Genomic DNA, 18,631 nt, shown 5'->3' with positions numbered 1-18,631 from the left:
AGTTTTATTTAACGCTCAGTTGCTTTGATGCAGCAAAGATTTAAATGGCCGGTCCCTCCTGTCAGGAACGAACATTCACCTTCTGCCCTTGATACACAGGATTTGCAAGCCGTATCCTAATCAAGCCGCAAGGGATCCGATTGAAGCGAATAGTTGGTTATTGTCCAAGCACGAGAACCTACATTCCGATAAATGCATTTCTGCTAGAGGGTCCCCAGTTAGCCCCCATATAACCTGCCATTCCCTCCAAATTAACAAAACAAGGAAGCACTACGTATAGGATACCTGGCACTGCATTCCCTCTAAATGTCATAACAAACCTCATACCTGTATGGTCAGCAGGTGTTATCATTCCCATTTCAGGGCGTATTGAATTTGCCGTTGTAAGTGCATCGCCCATTCCTACGCTTGCTATACCCGTTGGACTCTCCATATTACTTCTAATCCAGTAATTGGAAATAGTAGTCGCTGATGCTAAATCAGTCCGCTTATCATACATCATTACAATCTGATTAGGAGCCACTTGCCTGGCCTCTAGAAGAATGGGGTGTGGCATCACTAGACGGTCGTTGTAATGCATCAATTTGTTCCCTCCGCAACATGTTCTCAATTAGTCAAATGACCATATACCATATGTTACTTGACTGAATTGCGTTCACATTAGTTGTTGAGTGCATTTACGACCAATCTGATGGCTCAGATTACTAGTGTTCTCCAGCCATCATCATGCCTTCAAACGGTAAATCGCCTTATTGTCGAGTCCACGGATCATCGGTGTCCACGGCTCCGTCTCAATCGTTGTATCCAGGGCATCCTCTACCATCTGCAGCTTGGCGTCCAGCAGGTCGATGTGATGCAGCGCAACGGCTTCTGCCGTTTGCGGCTGAACCGGACTCCCCCACTCTCCCAGATTATGATGAGACAGCACCAGATGCTGCAAGCCCAGGACCACTTCGGATTCAAGCGGGATCTCGTTCTGAAGCGCAGCCTCCACAATCCAGTTGGAGGCGAGGGCGATATGTCCGATCAGCTTGCCCTGGTTGCTGTAATCCGTTACGATGCCCATCTGTGCAATCATCTCTTCCGGCTTTGCGATATCATGAAGAATAATGCCCGCCTTGATGAAGTCAGGCTTCAGAAATGGCCGCTGCTTGCAGATGAAATCGCCTATCTCCAGCATGCGCACTATATGATAGGCAAGTCCGGCAAAGTAGGCATGATGATAGGTTTTCGCAGCAGGATAATGCATCAGCTTCTCCTCCACCTTCGCCACGCAATACTGCACGATTGTTCTTATCTGCGGCTCCGTAATCTCATTCATCGTCAGTTTAATCGTATGTAACAGATCAACGGGGCGTATCGGTGCAGCCCTCACAAAGTCAGTCAACGAAACACCATCCTCCTCGGATGCCTTCCGGATTCGGCTGATCTTGACTTGAGGCTGATCCCGGTAGCTCAGAACGGTTCCCTGAATCTTAACTAATTGCATGGGCAAGAACGTTTCTTTATCCTGAATGGTCACATCCCAGTACTTGGCGGATATTTGACCACTGGCATCCGAGAGCACAATATCAAAATAATCTTTTGGGGGCGTGCCGCTGGTCTGTCTCATATTCAACTCTTTTAACAAGTAAAAGCCGACGAAATCGTCTTGTATGCTAAGTTTATTAATAGGCTTCATCTGTTCCCTCCCCGAAAAAATCCCATTAGGTTAACTATAACAAAGTCCCGTGCAAGGCGTCCATCACACGGGATTCTTCGCTTTCTAGTTGTCTATCCTCTTACGGTGCACTCTATCGGAATTAGGGTATCGAATCGCTAAGTTTAACGAGTTATATTCAACTTTCTTATCAACCAGGGCATTACCAATGGAAGAACCGTGTTAGGCTGCATAGCTTTGGTGTGATCCATATCATTTCCTTTTAAGATTTCTACATCCCATCCAAGGTGTTCTAACTCTTGTTTATTTTTTTGAAGGATACCGATAATATCAACTGTAACACTGCCAAAGTTTTCTCCATAGACAATGGTGTCTTTTTCCCCAGCAAACGCCAATCTCGGAATAACCAATTTATGTTGAATTTCTCGATCATCAAATTCCATCAAATTTTCGTACATTGTAACAAACTGTTTCGTTTGATCAGGGTTGATCTTTACCTGGATGTGATCCCAATCAATCTTTTCTGGACTACTCTGGTCTTGTTCATCAATAACAGGAGAATTTTGATTATTCAAAGCTTGTTCGTATGTTTTATTTGTCACCACCATCATCTCTTTATAGGGACCGTCTATTGCCGGAAAACCACCCATGATTAAGCTTTCTAGTCTATCCGTCCGAATGGCTAATTGTAATCCAACTAAAGCTAACCAAGAATAACCATAATAACTAAACCTCTTAACGTTCATTTCATCAACAATAGTCAACAGATCTTTTACTATATTTTCAGGTGTGAGATTCTCTGGAACCGGATGCTGCATACGATGTCCTTCATAGTCAAAATATAAAATCTGAAACTTGTCTGCGAGTCCCTCGATAAAATGTTTTCCTAATTCAGGGTCTACTCCCCACAACTTTAAGTTTTCGGCTTCTTGTCCATAAACGGATTCTTTGGCAACCGGGAGCATGATTGTTGCAGAGTTGGGATTTCCAACTAAACCAACCTTCAATTCGGATTCATCTATCAGCTTTATGATCTTCTCCATTTCGATCACTCCTTAATTGTTATACGAATATCATATAACATTCATGCAATCTTTCAGTTTTTCAGTTTTTCCCCTTCCTGTATTAGGACTTTATGAAAAATATGTTATTGTAGCACTTGAAGGTTCTACTTTAAAAAGGGAGTTAATAAATGGAATCATATACCCCTAAACAAATTGCAAATATCTTAAATGTTAGTACAACAACTCTGAGAAGATACGAAGAACAAGACCTCATTCCTGTTGTACCGAGAACAAAAAGTAATCACCGTTACTATAAATCGATGCACTTCCAAGCTTTTACTGCCATTAGAGCCTTGTTAAAAGGATATGACATCCCCATGGTTTACGAAGTCATGAGAATGATTAAACACGGAAGGTTTGAAGAAGCCCTTTGGTTAGTGAATGAACAGCAATTCCATATACAAGTGGAGAAACAGCGAGTGGAAGAAATACTGGGCATGATTCAAAACACTGATTTTACTAAATATAAAAATGTGAAATTAAATGAATGGATGAGTATTGGAGAGGCTGCAAAAATATCGGGAGTAAATACATCAGCTATCCGTCATTGGGAATATGAAGGGTTAGTCCATTCAGAGAGAAACAAAGAAAACGGTTACAGAATGTTCTCCATCCCTGAACTGCGTAAAATACTGGTCATAAGCAGTTTGAGAAAAACCGTTTATTATATAGAAAATATGAAGAAGTTATTAAATGATTTAGACACACAAAACTATGGTAACATCAAACGTTCCTTTCAGTTGGCTTTGGAAAATCTGAACAATCAACTATTATTGCAATTGAAAGGAATAGCAGAACTGATGAAATATATACATTTTTTCACAGGGGCTGTCCCATAAGTAAGCTCTAATTCACTTTGTATAACTCGATTCAGAACAAATTCGTGCAAAGAGGGCATCTCGCAAGATTTAAGATCTTTTGGGACACCCTCTAGTTATACTATTGTTAGACCTATAATCACCCTGTTAAGGGTTTCAGATTTCGGACAGGTCGGCGCGTGTTATAAGTTCACTCCAGGTCATGGGCTGTGGCTGTTTAGAGCCGTGATAGACCGGGTTCGTGAACGCAAGAAGCTGCCCCGCTTCATCACGGATATCGAACCGGTACCAATGGTAACCTTCCGATTCCCATGGGATCGCCCATTCCAGTATAATAGGCTGACCTTCCTCTTGAGCTGACACAGCTGCTTGGGAAGAATCAATCCTGCCGTTATGAACCAGCGCGACTTGAACATTCGCCTCGCTTGTTATACGCAGCGTACAGTAAATCATACGGTTATCCTCTGCTGCATCCTTGCCTGCAAAGGCAGCGGACATGTCACTGCCAAACCGATATTCATCACGGCCTGCCCGAATCGCAGCCTCAAGGACGGGCCCCCGTGATACGTATACGTGACCACGGCGCACCCCCTCCAGAACAGACTCCGCCGATAGGTGCTCACACCAGACATAGGTTGCCGGGTCACCGATCAAGGAAGGCATATCGCAGTCCTCATAACGTTCCGTAGGAAGCATATGAGAGTCAGACCCGCCAATCCCCGTCAGCTTATGCCCTGCATTCCAGCAAACGCTCCACAATTCCAACGCTTTCTCCGCTGCAACCGGATTCGGCGAATAGGTTGGATCGTTCCATATTTCAATCGAGTGAACAGCGCTTAATGAGGTTTCCCCGTATTGCCACGCCCATGGAGCCAGCATGGGATGATTGATGGAGCATACAGCTCCCTGTTCCGCTGCTTCCTTCATCAGCCGGTCCATACCCTGCTGTGTAGTCAACCCACCGTCCCCTGCGGAAGAACGCCAATCCATCCACTGCCGCAGACCAAGCGCGTTCCAGTGACCATCTCCCGCCGTGATTTCCACGCCTGGAATAACCAGCACATCTCCAATCGGCCAGGAAGTCGAGAGCACGTTATGATCCGTGGCCGTGAAGAAATCCAACCCTTGCTTGACTGCTTGTTCCCGGTTCATTCTCTGGGTCATCTTACCGTCGGACAGCACCGTATGCGTATGGAAATCCCCCTTGTACCAACGGCTCCCTTCCTGCCATACCTTCTTCCAGTCGTAACGATCCAGCACAAAGCCGGCATGTTCTCCTCCCGAACTCCAATATTCCCGGTCCCCTTGCAGTTGTTCCGACTGATATGGCTCTGGCAGAGGACCGCTGCCTGTGTCCCACTCTGCCTCCACCTGTTTACCTGGGTTCGCGCTGAGCTCCAGTCTCCATGTTCCCGGCATAATCGATCCTGGTATGGCGATCGGACTGGTAGATTCGGGCTGTTCATGTACTATAATCAGACGTTCGTTCCCGCCATCGAGAAAACAGAAGCGTAATGAATGCTCGGCATCCCACAAGTATGCCCTTGCCCAAGACTGCTCCACTTCAAAATGCAAACGCAATGCAAGCCACTGCTGGCCCTCTTCTACTTCAATCGAAAAAAACTCCGTTAAACTCTCCATCGTAACAGATAAGCGTCCCCTGCTCATTTCTCATTCACCTTCCGGCCCCAAAATATCTATAACATAAAGATCTGATCCTCGTAACCTCAAGTCTCTTCGTTAACCGAGTTACGACAGGATGCATCATCCTTCGCTGCATGTCACTCACGTTATTAGGAAGGACGATCACTTTCGTGCTATCCAAGCGTTCCAATCATAATAATGCCTGCTGTTATCGCAATCGACATGACGATCCGTAATCTGCCTTGCTGTTCCTTCAGAATCAGAATGCCCAGCAATGTCCCGAACACGGTTCCGATTTCGCGAATGGGTGAAAGATGGGACAGCGGCCCCAGATTCATAGCATATAAGAACAACAGGTAAGACCCAGGTGACAAGATGGATCCCACCACCAGTGCCACGGCATTGCTTCTCCATTCTTCCCTGATCTTCTTCGAACGGAGTGCCGGGGCTGTCAGCACCAGCATGTAACCGATGTTACATAATCCCAGCAGAGCAAGCGGCGAAATATATTCCAGAATGAGTTTGTCTGTAAGGGTGTAGCCTGTAATGCACAAGCCGACTCCAAAGGCGAACATAAGCCCCTTTACGTACTGGCTGTCCTTCAGCAGCGCTCGATTCAGCTTAAACCCGCCGATCCGGATCAAACCGAAAATGATAAGTCCAAGTCCTGCCCAGCCGTAAACGGAGAGCTCTTCATTGTAGATCATGACACTGAGAAGAGGAACCAGGAGCGCTCCGGTACCGCGCATAATCGGATACACCTGTGAAATTTCTCCGTGCTGGTACGCTTTGGACAACAGCAGGAAATATCCGCTCTGAAGTAAAATCGATAGTAAGATGAGAATATAGCCCCGTAAAGGGATGGTATGGTTCATAAACCAATCCACAACGACGGGGGTCAGCAGAATGAAACAAGGGATGTTGATTAACCACAGAAACACGTCTTTATTGATGCTTCGCTTCGCAAACAAGTTCCATATGGAATGCGTGAAGCCCGACGCTATTACTAATAACAATGCTAATGTTGTCATGTTTACCTCATCATTTCGTTACATCCACCTATTCGTACCAGTATCCCTTGATGCCTCGATCCATGCGCATCAAGACCTCCAGATAGAAATAGTCGCCCCATATCATGAAATCGTCCGGCGCTGTATTTCCTCTCACATAATAGGCTCCATGCTTCAGTAATCCTTCGGCGTCTTGTTCGCCAATCGTTGAATAATGGCACACAAGTGATTCCAGCGTCAGCCTCAGCTTCTCCTCGAATTCCGCACGGTCCTGGTCTCCAGCATCCAGATGACTGATCAGTTCAACCATTCCCGCCGCAAAGATGGCAGAAGCCGAGCTGTCACGGTACGTATCCTTCTCCATGGGAACGTCAAAATCCCAGTACGCCACATGATCCTCTGGAAGGTGCCGAATGAAATAAGTCGCCATGCGCTTTGCCGTATCCAGGTAGAGCGGGTTCCCCGTATAGCGGTATGCCAGTGCGAACCCGTACACGCCCCACGCTTGACCGCGGGACCAGGTCGATCCGTTCGTATAGCCCTGATGTGTCGCTCCACCCATCGCTTCTCCCGTCTCTACATCAAACACAAATGTATGATACGAGCTATCGTCTCCGCGCACCAGATAACGACGGCTCTGATTCGCCTGCTTGATGGCAGCCTCGCGGTAGCGTTCATCCCCTGTTTGTTGGGAAGCCCAGAACAACAGCGGCAGATTCATAAGGCAATCGATGATCATTCGTCCGCCGTGCTGAGGATCTTCAGGCAATCCCCATGCCTGAAGATACTGTCCGTTAGGACGCCAGCGGCGCATGAGTACATCCGCCGCTTGCAGTGTCAATTCCCTGGCTTCTTCATCGCGTTCCACCATCCACTGTGCCTGTGAGGATAAGGTATACAGGAAACCGATATCATGGTGATCCAGAACGCGATGGGACTCCATTCGCCGCTTAAAGCTTTGGACGGTGCGGCGAGCCGTCTCACGGTAAGCTTCATCGCCGGAATACTCATAGCCAAGCCATAACATTCCACTCCAGAATCCGTTGGTCCAATCCTCATTCGGATTCAGATCGTATTTGCCATTGAAGCTGACGTGCGGAAAATGATCTCCGAATCTCTTCGTATTGTCTTTGATTTTAACCAAAGCATCCTCAATTGCGGCTTTCCACATGGTCCTGCCCCCTCCCCATGAACTAGATCCTGCTTACATTCATTTAAGTCGGATCAAGCCTCAGCGTAATTGTATGACTCTTGCCCGCAGATCCCTGTGTATCCATAGCGAGCCGGATAGAGGGTGACATCTGAAGCACAGTCACGGTTGGATCTTGAGCCAGCACTGCAGTCCGCTCTTATCCACATCAACGACCACCCTCGTTTGCTTCTGCGTCGGCTCAGCCACTGCAATCGTCAGCATATCGCCGTTCTCCTTCATGATGTAAGAGATGGGGTGATCGGTCGTCACCTGCTGGAAAGAGCCTGCATCCCAGAAATTAATGCCAGTTACGCCGTGTTTGCTTTCCTTGACGGCATGAACACGTCCCGTTGCAGCCAGCACCTGAATATCCGGGCTCGCTGCATACGCAGCAGTCTGTTCGGACGTTTTGCCCGGCAGCAATACATATTCATAACTCCCGGAACTCACAGCGGTTCCGTGCTCAATAGCCAGACTCAAATAATTGCGGCTGATCGGATCAGCAGGACCGCTCTTATTGATCTCACTCCATGAGCCCGCACGGACTTCGCGTTTACCAGCCACCTCTTCTCCGGAAGGAAATACGTATCCGATATCCGCCCCGGTGACATTGCCTTCCAGATGAGCCCAACTGACATTACTAACCTTTTCCTCCCAGCCGAGACTTGTCGGCAGCTCGCGACCGTTTACGATGAGTTTGTTGTCACCTGCCTGCGTCAGCTGCCGGTTCTCAACGATGGTCTCGGTCGGATTGCCGGATAGATTCTTGATATCCGAGCCTAAAGCAACCATCTCATCATCAAACAGGAACCAGGATTTTTTACCGGATAAAGAGCTGCCTGTGCTTTGATCCAGAGCAAACTCCATGCCGACAGCACCGTAATCGCCATCCATTACCGATCCGCCGACCCAATCTCTGCTGTTCATGTAATAGCCCCACTCTGCCGGAGCCTTGGACGAACGATCCGTTGTTGTTCCCGGCAGCCTGTAACTGTCAACGGTTGGCCAGTACTGATCGCTGAATTGCTTCAGATCCTGATTGTAGAGACTTGTCATTCCCATCCCGGTATACCAGCCCTTCGCATTCTCGCCGTTGCCGTACTCGAATGCGGAAATCCGGTCAGAGAACATGCTGATGCCCAAGCCGAAATGCTCCCGGAGCTGAACGGCCCGGTCCATACCGGCAAACACCTGCGTATGAACAAGTTCGCCGCGCGGCATGACGCTGTCATCCTGCATCAGCTGTTTCAGCAGGTTCAGCTCATACAACGGCAAACCCGCATAATAGTTGTCAAATGTCGTGTCCTTCAGCACCCACTCCTTGACCATGCTCTTCATTTCTACTGCTTGAGCAGGCGGAGCCGACTGGGCCAGACGCAGAATCGTCATCGAAACCGAGCGTCCTGCAAGATGGTCCGAATCCGCAGCACGCGATATGCTGCGCCCTTTTACCGAATCCATCATTGCGCCTTTATATATAAGCGGTTCAAAGGAACGACCTACCCAGTCATAGACATGGTGGGCATTCGGATCTGTGATGGCCCATGGCGAATCAGCGAACAATAAGAAGAGATCGGCCATGCGGCCAAGCAATACGCTGCCGTAACTTCCTGTGTAGGCAATATTTTTGTGCTGGACCAGGGAGCCGTCTTCATACACGCCGTCTCCTTGCTTGACGTATAGGAATTCATTCGTAATGGAGTCTCTGCCCTGTTCGATTTTGGACGCTTGCTTGCCCACGATGCCTCGCAAAGTAACAACAAGCGCCTTATCCAGCAGGTTTGCCCCTGTTTCGACCGCTGCCGGGTTCGCTACACGCTTCTTCGGATCGGGAACAAACTTATCGATGGCAGCGAGGTATTGGTTAAGAAGCTCCTGAGGCATCACATCATGCATGAGCACAAAAATATTCATAACTTCCTGGGGAGTTCCGATCTCCCAATCCCACCAGTTTCCCGTGATCTTCTTGCCTGGATTGTATTGATATTCGTACATCCATTTCATGGCCCGTACAATATCGTTCTTCAACGCTTCATTCCCATAGAGAGGCGAGCCCTCGATGGAATAAGCCAAGGCAAGGTCGCGGATAATCCCGTAGGCCCAGGAGATACGCCATGAATCATTCTGCGTCTTGCTGATCACCCCGTCCCATAAAGAATCAGGATGATCTCCTTTATTGAGCGTATCCCATCTTCCCGTCTTATCCCCGTTTGTCATCCGCTCAACAAGCGCAGACACGTTAGCAGCCGCATCCGGATCGTTCATCTGAACACCTTCGCCGCCGACCAGCTTCGAAGCCCAGCGCTGGCGGATCGTATCAAACGCCTGTGCGGGTATATCCGGACCGGTCTCAGTCAGGGAAACATCGTCAATCCAGACGGTTCCCGTGCCCGTTTCAAGCAATATCTCTACCTTCAATCTTGTTATCCGGGGGTCCTTTGGAACCTCGATCTTCATTTCATGCAGCGTCCACTCGGTGGTCGCTTTCACGAAAGGAATCGCAGGACCGTCCATGAGCTTGCTCCCGTTCTCAGCACAGAATTGAGTACGGATATATACTCCCTTGCCGGCATCGGCAGGTTTTACATCCTGCGTCTTCAACCAAGCCTGTACGGTATAAGCCAAGCCAGGCAATACAGGTGTAATGGGCTGAGGGGCAACGGCCGTCCGGGCTGCAGCCTGATGTTTAATTTCTACTGAACGGCTGCCAAGATGACTCTGGTTGTTCACCACTGAAACCTGCTGTCCGTTTCTCGTTGGAAGCCACGCGCTCCAACCATCGGGTTTGCCTCCGACCCAGTCCTGGTGTTGAAGCAGTGTACCCTCCTCGAACCCGCCATTCGGAATCAGATTAGGGCTTTGATTCCCCTCCACAGCGCTGGCATGGACTTGATGATTCGATCCGAGCAATCCTGCACAGATAACCTGAAATATCATACAGAAAACAACTGCCATCGATAACCGCCTTGATCCGAGATCCATATATAAGTGCTCCTTCCGCCTGAAGCCTTAGTCGTTCTACCTCATTCCGCTGATCCACAAGCGCAAGCGCGGGATTTCTTCGTTTCGCCCTGACGCAAAATGGTGTATATCGCGCACTCACTGCTCCCTATGTGTACTGCTCCCAGTTCGCACGGTGTAGGGTCGAAGCATCCTTGGATGGCTGTGGGCCATACAGACGCAGCTTCACCCTAAGCATTCTCACGCTGATCCGCGCTGCTTCTAATCAGACGGTTCACTTGTTCCCTCTTTCGAATGTACCACTCTTCTTCACGCGGATAGACCGTTAACGATATTTCTTCCTCCAGCCCGTCCTGCAGCATTGCCATTACTTGTTCACGCCCCACCTTCTGCTCCAGCAGCTCAAGTGCACGCAAATCTTGCAGCGCCTCTGTCAATACTTCCAGCCTGATCGATTCAACCGGTCCTTCTTCGCCAGGGTAAACCAGGAAGGCATCACCTGCTGGAAAGCCCCCTCCGGCATCCGTAACCTGATATGGATTGATCGCGTATTTGGAGAACTGTGCGTACCAAAAGTTATAGCCCCAGTGCAGGAAGCCCCTTAATTTCAATGTATAGAGCTGAATCCCCAACACGCGATTGCGGGATGACGGCATATGAAAAAAGCGGTTGGACACTTGTTTGTACTGGGCGCAGCAGTAATACGTCCACAACCCTTCCAAACCGTGATCGAGAAACGGCTGAATATCATTGCTGGCAGGAATCGGATGTTCAATCAGCCCGCTCTTATAAAATTCATAATCCGATAAAGCATCGATGATCGGAAAGTCTTTCAGTATAGGTCGCACAAGCTCACTCGCCGCACGATACGTTTCCAGGTCGTCAAGCTTGGGTTCGTCGGACAGGTGAAAGTAAACACGCTTCTCCAGCCCGTTCCACCTCACAAATTGAACAAGCTTGTTTAGAAACGCTGTGAGGAAAACCGTATACTCCGAATCATTGGAGGCAGTCTCCCAGCCGAATAATGGCTTGTATTGTCCATCTACGGTAGCCATTACTTTCGGTGCAGACTTTGCCCCCCACTGTGTGAACAGATGAGAGAATTCAAAATATTTCACGCCGCTGGCATTACACAGTTCTACCCAGCGCTGTAACAGATCAAAGGAAAAATGATAGCTGCCACCTGTCCGCTCCACCTTCACAAGTTGAACCGTCGGACGATCTCCCCCGATTTCCGTATCCAGCGGCGGTGTAAACAAAGGCGTCAGAATCATATTCATTCCATGTTTAACCGCAGTGTTTACATATTCACCGATCAGCCGCCAGTGCCGCTCACTAAATACCTCTGTCTGATAATGGGTAGCCAAGCAATCCACGTGAAACCACTCGGTGTGAATAAGCGTTTGGTCAGGCAGTGTCTCAGCGATGACCTCCAGCATAAATGACTCCTGACTCAGCTGTTGACCCTTCTCATCCATAATCCTGAACTGGATATCGAACATTCCCGCTTCCGCATCCCGCGGTATCTCCACTGTAATCCACAGGGACCGCCATTGATCGGGATACCCGGTCAGGCCGAACTCATCGAGCGGAAGAAGGGCATCAGGATACAGTCCCGGTGTCGTCCTCAGAACATGGTCGTCCGCATCATGATAATGAATAAAGTTAGCGGGCACCAGATCCACCTTACGTACAAATAGGTTGGATCGCAGTTCGGACTCCACTTCCACCTGCAGAGATCTCATATGAACTTTCGAACGGTATGCAATCTGATAAGAGTAGGTTTCGCCGCGCAGTGCGGAACCGCAAGGATGTACGGGTGCGTTAAGCTCTTCATCCGCAAACACCTTAACCAAGGAACTGACACACCGGGTTTCGAATGATTCCACCTTTAACAATGAATCCACGTTTTCCTCCCCCTTATGATGGGTGTAGACAATGAACCCGGCAAACTCGAGCGAAATTTTCGAATGTGCCGGGAACCATCCATCCCTTGTTTACTTCGATTGGTAACTGTCCGCCGTATCCTTCAAATGCTGCTGGAAGTTGGCATCGGCCTGCAGTCCGGCAATAAAGGCATCCCAATCCGCCAAACTCGATTTGCCGATAAGCACATTGGTATACATGTCAACGAACTTCTTCTGCCAGTCGCCGCCTCTTTCCATCCAGGCTTCCGTCACTGGCAAACCGGCAGCCGGGTTAACCACCGAGGAGTTTGTAATGGCGTCGATTAGTTTGTAGTTATATTCCTTCACTTCCGCCGGCATGTCGGGCGCTTCTGCACGCTGATACTTGTTAAAATAACCGGAAATCCATTGTGCTGTCGTAGCGGTACCATACGCTTTCTTTTTGCCCTCATCGGTCTGAACGATGGAACCATCTTCCGAAACGGTATAATCTACATCCTTCAAGCCATACGTGATCAGATTGTAGCCTTCCTCGTCCGCTGTGGCGTTATAGACCTCTAGAATTTTCTTCAGCTTCGCCTCGTCTACCGTTAATTTATTCACAAGAAATACGCCGTAGGACCCGTAAGCTTGCTCATGGTATTTCTTGCAGTCCGGAGCAGCAGGGATCTCAAAGGCTTTCAGCTCTGCTTCCGGATGGATTTTCTTCAGCTCTTGCCCAAACATAAAGGCTTCATTAACGTTGGCAATAGCCACCCCGGCTTTGCCTTGGATGATCATTTCCTTCACCTGGCTTGACTTCATGACCGGCAAATCCGGTGTAATCAGGCCATCGGCATAGGCCTTGCTCCAGAATTCCAGCGCTGTCTTGGCTTCATCTGTCATCCAATAAGGAAGGAGTGTCCCATCCGCCTGCTCTTTCCACGTTGTACCCGCGCCAAACATCGACATCAAATAACCGCTTACGCTGGCCTGTGCCATACCATAGGTATCGTTCTTGCCGTTCTGATCCGGGTCGTTCTTGGTGAAAGCTTCTAAAACTTGATAGAGCTCGTCCATCGTGGCAGGAGCTTTAAGGCCAACCTGGTCCAGCCAATCCTGGCGGATCATTAGGGATTCATGGCCGTCCAGTGGACGAACGCGCGGGATGCCGAATGTCTTGCCCAGAAACTTCGTATTTTCATACGCGTTCTCCGGGTAGGCTGCAAGATTTGGATAATCCTTGATGTAAGGCGTCAAATCCCAGAATGCTCCTTGTTCGGTAGCCGTTGAGAATGCGGGATCCTGAATGTCCTCTATCAAAATAACATCAGGCAAACTCTTGGAGGCCAGCAGCGCATTGACTTTCTCTTTGTAGCTGTTGATTGGATAGAAATCGATATCCAGCTTGACGTTCAATTCCTCGTTCAACTGTGTGATGCTGTCCAGATCACTGCTCGGAGATTCCCCGTACGTCATCGTACCAATACTGATCTCAACCGGTTTTTGCTCACCGTCAGCAGCTTCGCCTTCGGCAGATTTGCTCTCCCCTTTGGCGCATCCCACTAAGGATACGGCGAGTGTCAGAGCGAATAGCATGGTGACCCAATTACTTTTTTTCATGTGTAAGACCCTCCCTTTGTATCATCATTAAGAATCAATATGTAATGGTGATGTCCGCGCTATTAACCTTTAATGGAACCCACCAGCATACCTTTGACAAAGTACTTCTGCAAGAAAGGATAGACCAGAATGATAGGCAGGGATGCGACAACCACAGCTGCCATCTTGATGGTCTCTGGAGGCAGCATCTGCTCGCTTTGCAGCATGGCGGCAACGGATGGATCTGCCACATTAGTCGATGCCTGTATCAGCATCATCTGAAGAACGACCTGCATCGGCCGCAGTTCTTCCGAATTAATGTACAACACTCCGTTAAAGTAGGTGTTCCAGAACCCTACGGCAAAAAATAATCCGAAAGCGGCTATGGCAGGCAGCGAGATGGGGAGCATGATTTTGAAGAACACGCCGATATCGTTGGAGCCGTCAATTTTGGCTGCTTCCTCCAGTTCCTCCGGTAATTCCTGATAAAAATTTCTCATTAAGAACACATACCAGGCACTCGTAACAGCCGGAAGAATCAACGACCATATCGTATCCATCAATCCCATGCTCTCCACCAGCAAGAAGTTTGGAATCATGCCGGGATTGAACAGCATCGTCATCAGAATGGCAAGCAAGAAGAATTTCTTGCCGAAGAATTGCCTCCGGGAAAGCGAATATGACAGAGCGCTTGTGATCATGATGCTGATAATGGAACCGACTATGGCGAGAAAAGCGCTGACTCCCAAGGAACGGATGAACATCTCGGTAGACAGGATGTATCGGTAGGAGCTGAAGCTCCATTTTTCCGGAATCAGGATGAGAGACTTGGTCAGATATTCACTTGGATCTGTAAACGAGATGATGATTACGTACAGGAACGGCAGCAGGGTTACCAGTCCGATCAGGGACAGCACCGCATAAATCATTCCATTCGTGAATTTATAACCGAAGGAGTGCTTCATCAGTAAAGACCCTCCTCACCGAATTTTTTGGCCAAGCGATTGGCCATAACAACCAGGAGCAGACCGACAACCGATTTAAAGATCCCGACAACCGTCGCGTAACTGAATCGGCCGTTCTGAATGCCTGTCCGATAGACATACGTGTCGAATACATCGGCTACATGCGAAACCGGAGAACTCATCATCAGGTAGACTTGCTCGAATCCGACTTCCATTACCTGTCCGAGTCTCAGTATGAGCAGTACGATGATTGTGCTTTTAATGCCCGGCAGTGTCACGTTCAACATCTGCTTCCAGCGGTTTGCGCCATCAATCTGTGCCGCTTCGTACAAGTCTTGATTGATGCCGGCAAGTGCCGCCAGAAATATGATCGTTCCCCAACCCGCTTCCTTCCAGATGCTCTGTGCCGTGAGAAGCCCCCAGAAATAATTAGGCTCCGTTAAGAAGCCAATCGGTTGTCCGCCGAGCTCAACGATAATTTTATTGATAATGCCGTCGCTCTGACCGAGAATAATGAAACAAATGCCTGCGATGATGACCCATGATAAAAAGTGGGGCAAATAGATAATCGTCTGAATCGTCTTCTTGAACTTCATGCTCCGTACTTCGTTAATAAGCAGTGACAGAACAATCGGTACCGGGAAGAAAAACATAATGTTGAGCAGACTGATTGCCATCGTATTTCGGAATAGAAGCAGAAAATCCGGGTTCGTAAAAAAATCATAAAAATACTTAAGACCAACCCATTCACTCCCCCAGAAGCCTAAATACGGAGAGTAATTCTGAAAGGCTAAAGCAAGACCCCAGATGGGGAAGTACTTAAATATGAGGAAAAACAACAGTCCCGGAAGCGCAAGCACATATAAATATTTCTCCCGGGCGATTATCACCTTCATTCGTTCCAGCCTGGATCTTTTTTTCCCGCCTCGTTCCCTTTCACTACCAGATGCCAAAATCGCGTGCTCCGTATTGGATTGCGACAAGGTAACCACCACCTCCTGCATGATCATGAAGTTCCACTTGCTTACCAAAGTGTTTCATGTCTGCATCTTACAAGCAGGCGATTCACTGGGCAATGACCAATTCTTCATCCGATGAGCCTGACGCTGCAAAAATTGCGAATCCCTTGGTACGACTGGATTCTCCCGTTGGGTATGACTCATAAATCAACAGCCTGACCGGGCCCGGGACTAAAAAATGAGACCCTCTTCGCGGCACAAAAAAACTTGCAAAAACGAGAAGTGTCCTTAACTTCTCGTCGATTGCAAGTCAGTCGAATAAGGAAGATTACGTTCTATGCGTTTCACGGTACTGCCCTGGCGGCAATCCGGTCTGTTTTTTGAACACCCTTATAAAATTCTTGGGGTTGTATCCTACCTGCTCGGCAATTTCATTCACCAGCAAATCCGTTGTAACCAACAAGTCAATCGCTCTGGTTACGCGAACCTGGGTCAAATATTCGATAAAAGAAATATCCTTCACTTTCTTGAAGAGTTTGCTCAGGTAAGGAGGGCTTATACCACAAATTTGCGCACATTGATCCAGCGAAATATCCAGATGATAATGCTCAGCAATATACAGCGTAACTTTATGAATAAGGTGCTCGTATTCTTGATTCTTTTTGTTGCTGAGCGACAGCAAAATCGGTTCTAACAATTCGCGCTTAAACCACTCATTCAAGTCCTGAATCGTCGCACACTCTCTCATTTCCGTATATAACTCGAAGGTAGAACGACCAAATAAATGGTCATAGTCGATATCCATCAGATACGCGGTTCGAAGTGTCGTAGATAACAGCTGATCATAGGACATCAGAATAAGCTCGGGATTATGTACGGCCGTCTGCACTTTATCAGAGAATGCATGCAGCATACGCTCAGCCTCCGCGAAGTTGCCTACTTGAAGCGACGCGGTGAAATGAGTTTCCAGCTCCGTCGGGTATCGATAATTCATGGAGTTGATGAGGCCTTTGCTCTCAACGATCTGGTTGCCGCCGTTAATCATGCGCGAATGAATGGCAAGCTGCGCTTCCCGGTACAAGTCGGGTAACAACTCCACCTGGTCTGTCGTTCTGCTTAAACCAATTGTCACCGGCGAACATAGATAATGGGCAATCTGCTGACGGACCTGCTCCACAACCGGCTTAAGCGTAAGCTCCCATGCCCTGGCCTCTTCTTGCTCCGTCCAGAGCCACACGATCACTTGATCATTCAAGGCATTGATCACAATTCCCTGGAGACCGCTCTGCTCCAAGAGCTCCGACGCAATATTTTTCATAATAAACAGGATCAGGTCCTTATCGGACTCTTGAAACTTGGCCTCTTCCACAAATTGATCATAAGCAATGATAAAAACGACCGCTGATTGCTGTTCCGGTATTCTGTACCTGCCAAGAAGAGCCGCCAGATGCTCCTGGCGATCATGCGTGAACTGTCCCTCCATCAGCCGGAGGGCAAAAATCTCACGGATCAGCGGCAGCTGTTCATTCAATTGTCCTTCCAGTTCAAGCGCCTTGCTGTTCATCTCCGTCCAGCGCTTATTGACATAACTGATCTCATCCATTCCCATATCGCCCGTCTGACTGCCGCTGACTTGGAACATCAGCTTTTTGATCGGCCGATAGGCTCTTTTCGCGCCAACCCATGCCAATGTGAAGCCGGTGACAAGAACAATCACAACCATAAGCAAGGTCATGCCCGCTATCCACTGCGAGCTGCTGTATAACTCTTTTGTTGGAATCATGTCGATGTACAGCAGATTGTACATAGGCGAAAGCTTGGAGGTAACAAGGTATTCCTTGCCATCCCAATGGTATACAAATTCATGTCCAATTTTATTTGTAACCGTTATCATTTCATACAATTCCGGAGGAACCGAGGTGCCATTGAGATGGAATACCAATTGGCCTGTATCGTCAAGGACATACATTCGTTCATTCTCATATTTGATGAAGGGCCTGGCTAACGATTCGAACATTCGATTGTCCATCGTGATCCCAATAAAGCCTATCGGGTCCTGGGCATGCAGGGGGAGTGCGCTTATGATAGAAATGCCATTGTCGTCCTCTCTGCCATTGAGAGAATAGCCTGCCTTCCAATAAAGCTGCTGTTTGTCGTTCAGCAATTGATGGGCTGCTCTGATTTCGTCTTCAGATTCAGCCTTGTGCCCGCCATATGTAGCCGATATGAAGTAATTCTCATCCAACGTATATAAGGAAATATCCTCGATCTGAGGATTTCCATTCTTAAAGGCTGCCAGATTCTGATACACATTGGAATAAAACCCGGCATAATTGTTACGTTTCTGCTCTGCAAAATCGGAGGTGAAAAATGACCCCATTAACATCTGAATCAAATTATTCTGTATTCGATCCATCCCTGTATCAATCGTCTGTGAGGCATAATTCAAAATCTGCGAGACGTCCTGACTTGCATCCTGCTTGACCATTTTGGTTGTCATGGCGTAGCTGGATATGCCCAAGATCATAATCGGAACAATCGACGATAATAAAGCGATCCACACCATTTTTCGGTAAAACGATGGCTTGTTCATAAACCATCTAGTCCAGGTCATTCGATTATGATCTCGTATCTTCATGTCCAAGGCTCCCCATACTATAGCTCTCGATGATTACTACTTTATACTATTCCATTACGATCTATTATGGCAATGAGTCACTGTTAATCGTTCAGAAGATTTAAGAGATTCACTTGGATAGCCACCATGAAAAAAGCATCTCAAGGATCTACGAAAGACCTTGAGATGCTTAAACATTCTACTATCTAACCCGCTCATCCCGTAACAGCCTGCGTCAGTTACGACCGCTGCT

Annotated in this window: 13 protein-coding genes; 1 reads left to right on the top strand and 12 read right to left on the bottom strand. The window is 48.1% G+C overall.

Annotation, left to right across the window (positions count from 1 at the left end):
• Nucleotides 1–178: 178 nt before the first annotated feature.
• The 3 genes from WDY75_RS09045 to WDY75_RS09035 form a co-directional block, all read right to left on the bottom strand.
• Nucleotides 179–580, bottom strand: coding sequence for a hypothetical protein (locus WDY75_RS09045; RefSeq protein WP_063480302.1), 402 nt, complete (start codon nt 578–580; stop codon nt 179–181).
• 144 nt (nt 581–724) lie between these two features.
• Complete coding sequence (locus WDY75_RS09040; RefSeq protein ID WP_063480303.1) at nt 725–1,681, bottom strand: 3'-5' exoribonuclease YhaM family protein; 957 nt, start codon at nt 1,679–1,681, stop codon at nt 725–727.
• Nucleotides 1,682–1,824: 143 nt separating this feature from the next.
• Nucleotides 1,825–2,703, bottom strand: a complete 879-nt coding sequence (locus WDY75_RS09035; protein WP_063480304.1) for an alpha/beta fold hydrolase — start codon at nt 2,701–2,703, stop codon at nt 1,825–1,827.
• A 149-nt stretch (nt 2,704–2,852) separates the two neighbouring features.
• Between WDY75_RS09035 and WDY75_RS09030 the strand changes: the two genes are divergently transcribed.
• Entirely contained in the window at nt 2,853–3,563 is a 711-nt protein-coding gene (locus tag WDY75_RS09030; RefSeq protein ID WP_063480305.1) for a MerR family DNA-binding transcriptional regulator, read from the top strand.
• Nucleotides 3,564–3,698: 135 nt separating this feature from the next.
• On the opposite strand, the gene WDY75_RS09025 is transcribed toward WDY75_RS09030, so the two are convergent.
• The 9 genes from WDY75_RS09025 to WDY75_RS08985 all read right to left on the bottom strand — a co-directional run bounded on the left by WDY75_RS09025 (nt 3,699) and on the right by WDY75_RS08985 (nt 18,399).
• Nucleotides 3,699–5,210, bottom strand: coding sequence for a CehA/McbA family metallohydrolase (locus WDY75_RS09025; protein WP_063480306.1), 1,512 nt, complete (start codon nt 5,208–5,210; stop codon nt 3,699–3,701).
• Between the two features lie 149 nt (nt 5,211–5,359).
• On the bottom strand, nt 5,360–6,217 hold the full coding sequence (locus tag WDY75_RS09020; RefSeq protein WP_006211940.1) for a DMT family transporter: 858 nt from the start codon (nt 6,215–6,217) through the stop codon (nt 5,360–5,362).
• Nucleotides 6,218–6,245: 28 nt separating this feature from the next.
• Nucleotides 6,246–7,367: a glycoside hydrolase family 88 protein gene (locus WDY75_RS09015; protein ID WP_063480307.1), complete on the bottom strand. Its 1,122-nt coding sequence runs from the start codon at nt 7,365–7,367 to the stop codon at nt 6,246–6,248.
• A 141-nt stretch (nt 7,368–7,508) separates the two neighbouring features.
• A complete protein-coding gene (locus WDY75_RS09010; RefSeq protein ID WP_063480308.1) occupies nt 7,509–10,370 on the bottom strand; it encodes a polysaccharide lyase family 8 super-sandwich domain-containing protein in 2,862 nt (953 codons plus the stop codon).
• A gap of 209 nt (nt 10,371–10,579) precedes the next feature.
• The gene (locus WDY75_RS09005) at nt 10,580–12,256 is read right to left on the bottom strand and encodes a DUF4091 domain-containing protein (RefSeq protein ID WP_006211943.1); all 1,677 of its coding nucleotides are present in this window, start codon (nt 12,254–12,256) and stop codon (nt 10,580–10,582) included.
• 90 nt (nt 12,257–12,346) lie between these two features.
• Nucleotides 12,347–13,858 (bottom strand): extracellular solute-binding protein, encoded by a 1,512-nt coding sequence (locus tag WDY75_RS09000; RefSeq protein ID WP_063480309.1) that lies wholly within the window; start codon nt 13,856–13,858, stop codon nt 12,347–12,349.
• A gap of 62 nt (nt 13,859–13,920) precedes the next feature.
• Nucleotides 13,921–14,802 carry a carbohydrate ABC transporter permease gene (locus WDY75_RS08995; protein WP_063480310.1) on the bottom strand — a complete coding sequence of 294 codons (882 nt, stop codon included), beginning with the start codon at nt 14,800–14,802 and terminating at the stop codon, nt 13,921–13,923.
• A complete protein-coding gene (locus tag WDY75_RS08990; protein ID WP_063480311.1) occupies nt 14,802–15,812 on the bottom strand; it encodes an ABC transporter permease in 1,011 nt (336 codons plus the stop codon). Before WDY75_RS08990 ends, WDY75_RS08995 begins: the two co-directional genes overlap by 1 nt.
• A 277-nt stretch (nt 15,813–16,089) precedes the next feature.
• The gene (locus tag WDY75_RS08985) at nt 16,090–18,399 is read right to left on the bottom strand and encodes a helix-turn-helix domain-containing protein (protein WP_063480312.1); all 2,310 of its coding nucleotides are present in this window, start codon (nt 18,397–18,399) and stop codon (nt 16,090–16,092) included.
• Nucleotides 18,400–18,631 lie beyond the last annotated feature (232 nt).

Origin of the sequence: Paenibacillus glucanolyticus, assembly GCF_037333485.1 — a bacterium.
Taxonomy (GTDB): Bacteria; Bacillota; Bacilli; order Paenibacillales; family Paenibacillaceae; genus Paenibacillus_AQ; species Paenibacillus_AQ glucanolyticus.
Note: the sequence above shows the minus strand (reverse complement) of the source record. Positions and strands in the feature narration are given on the sequence as shown.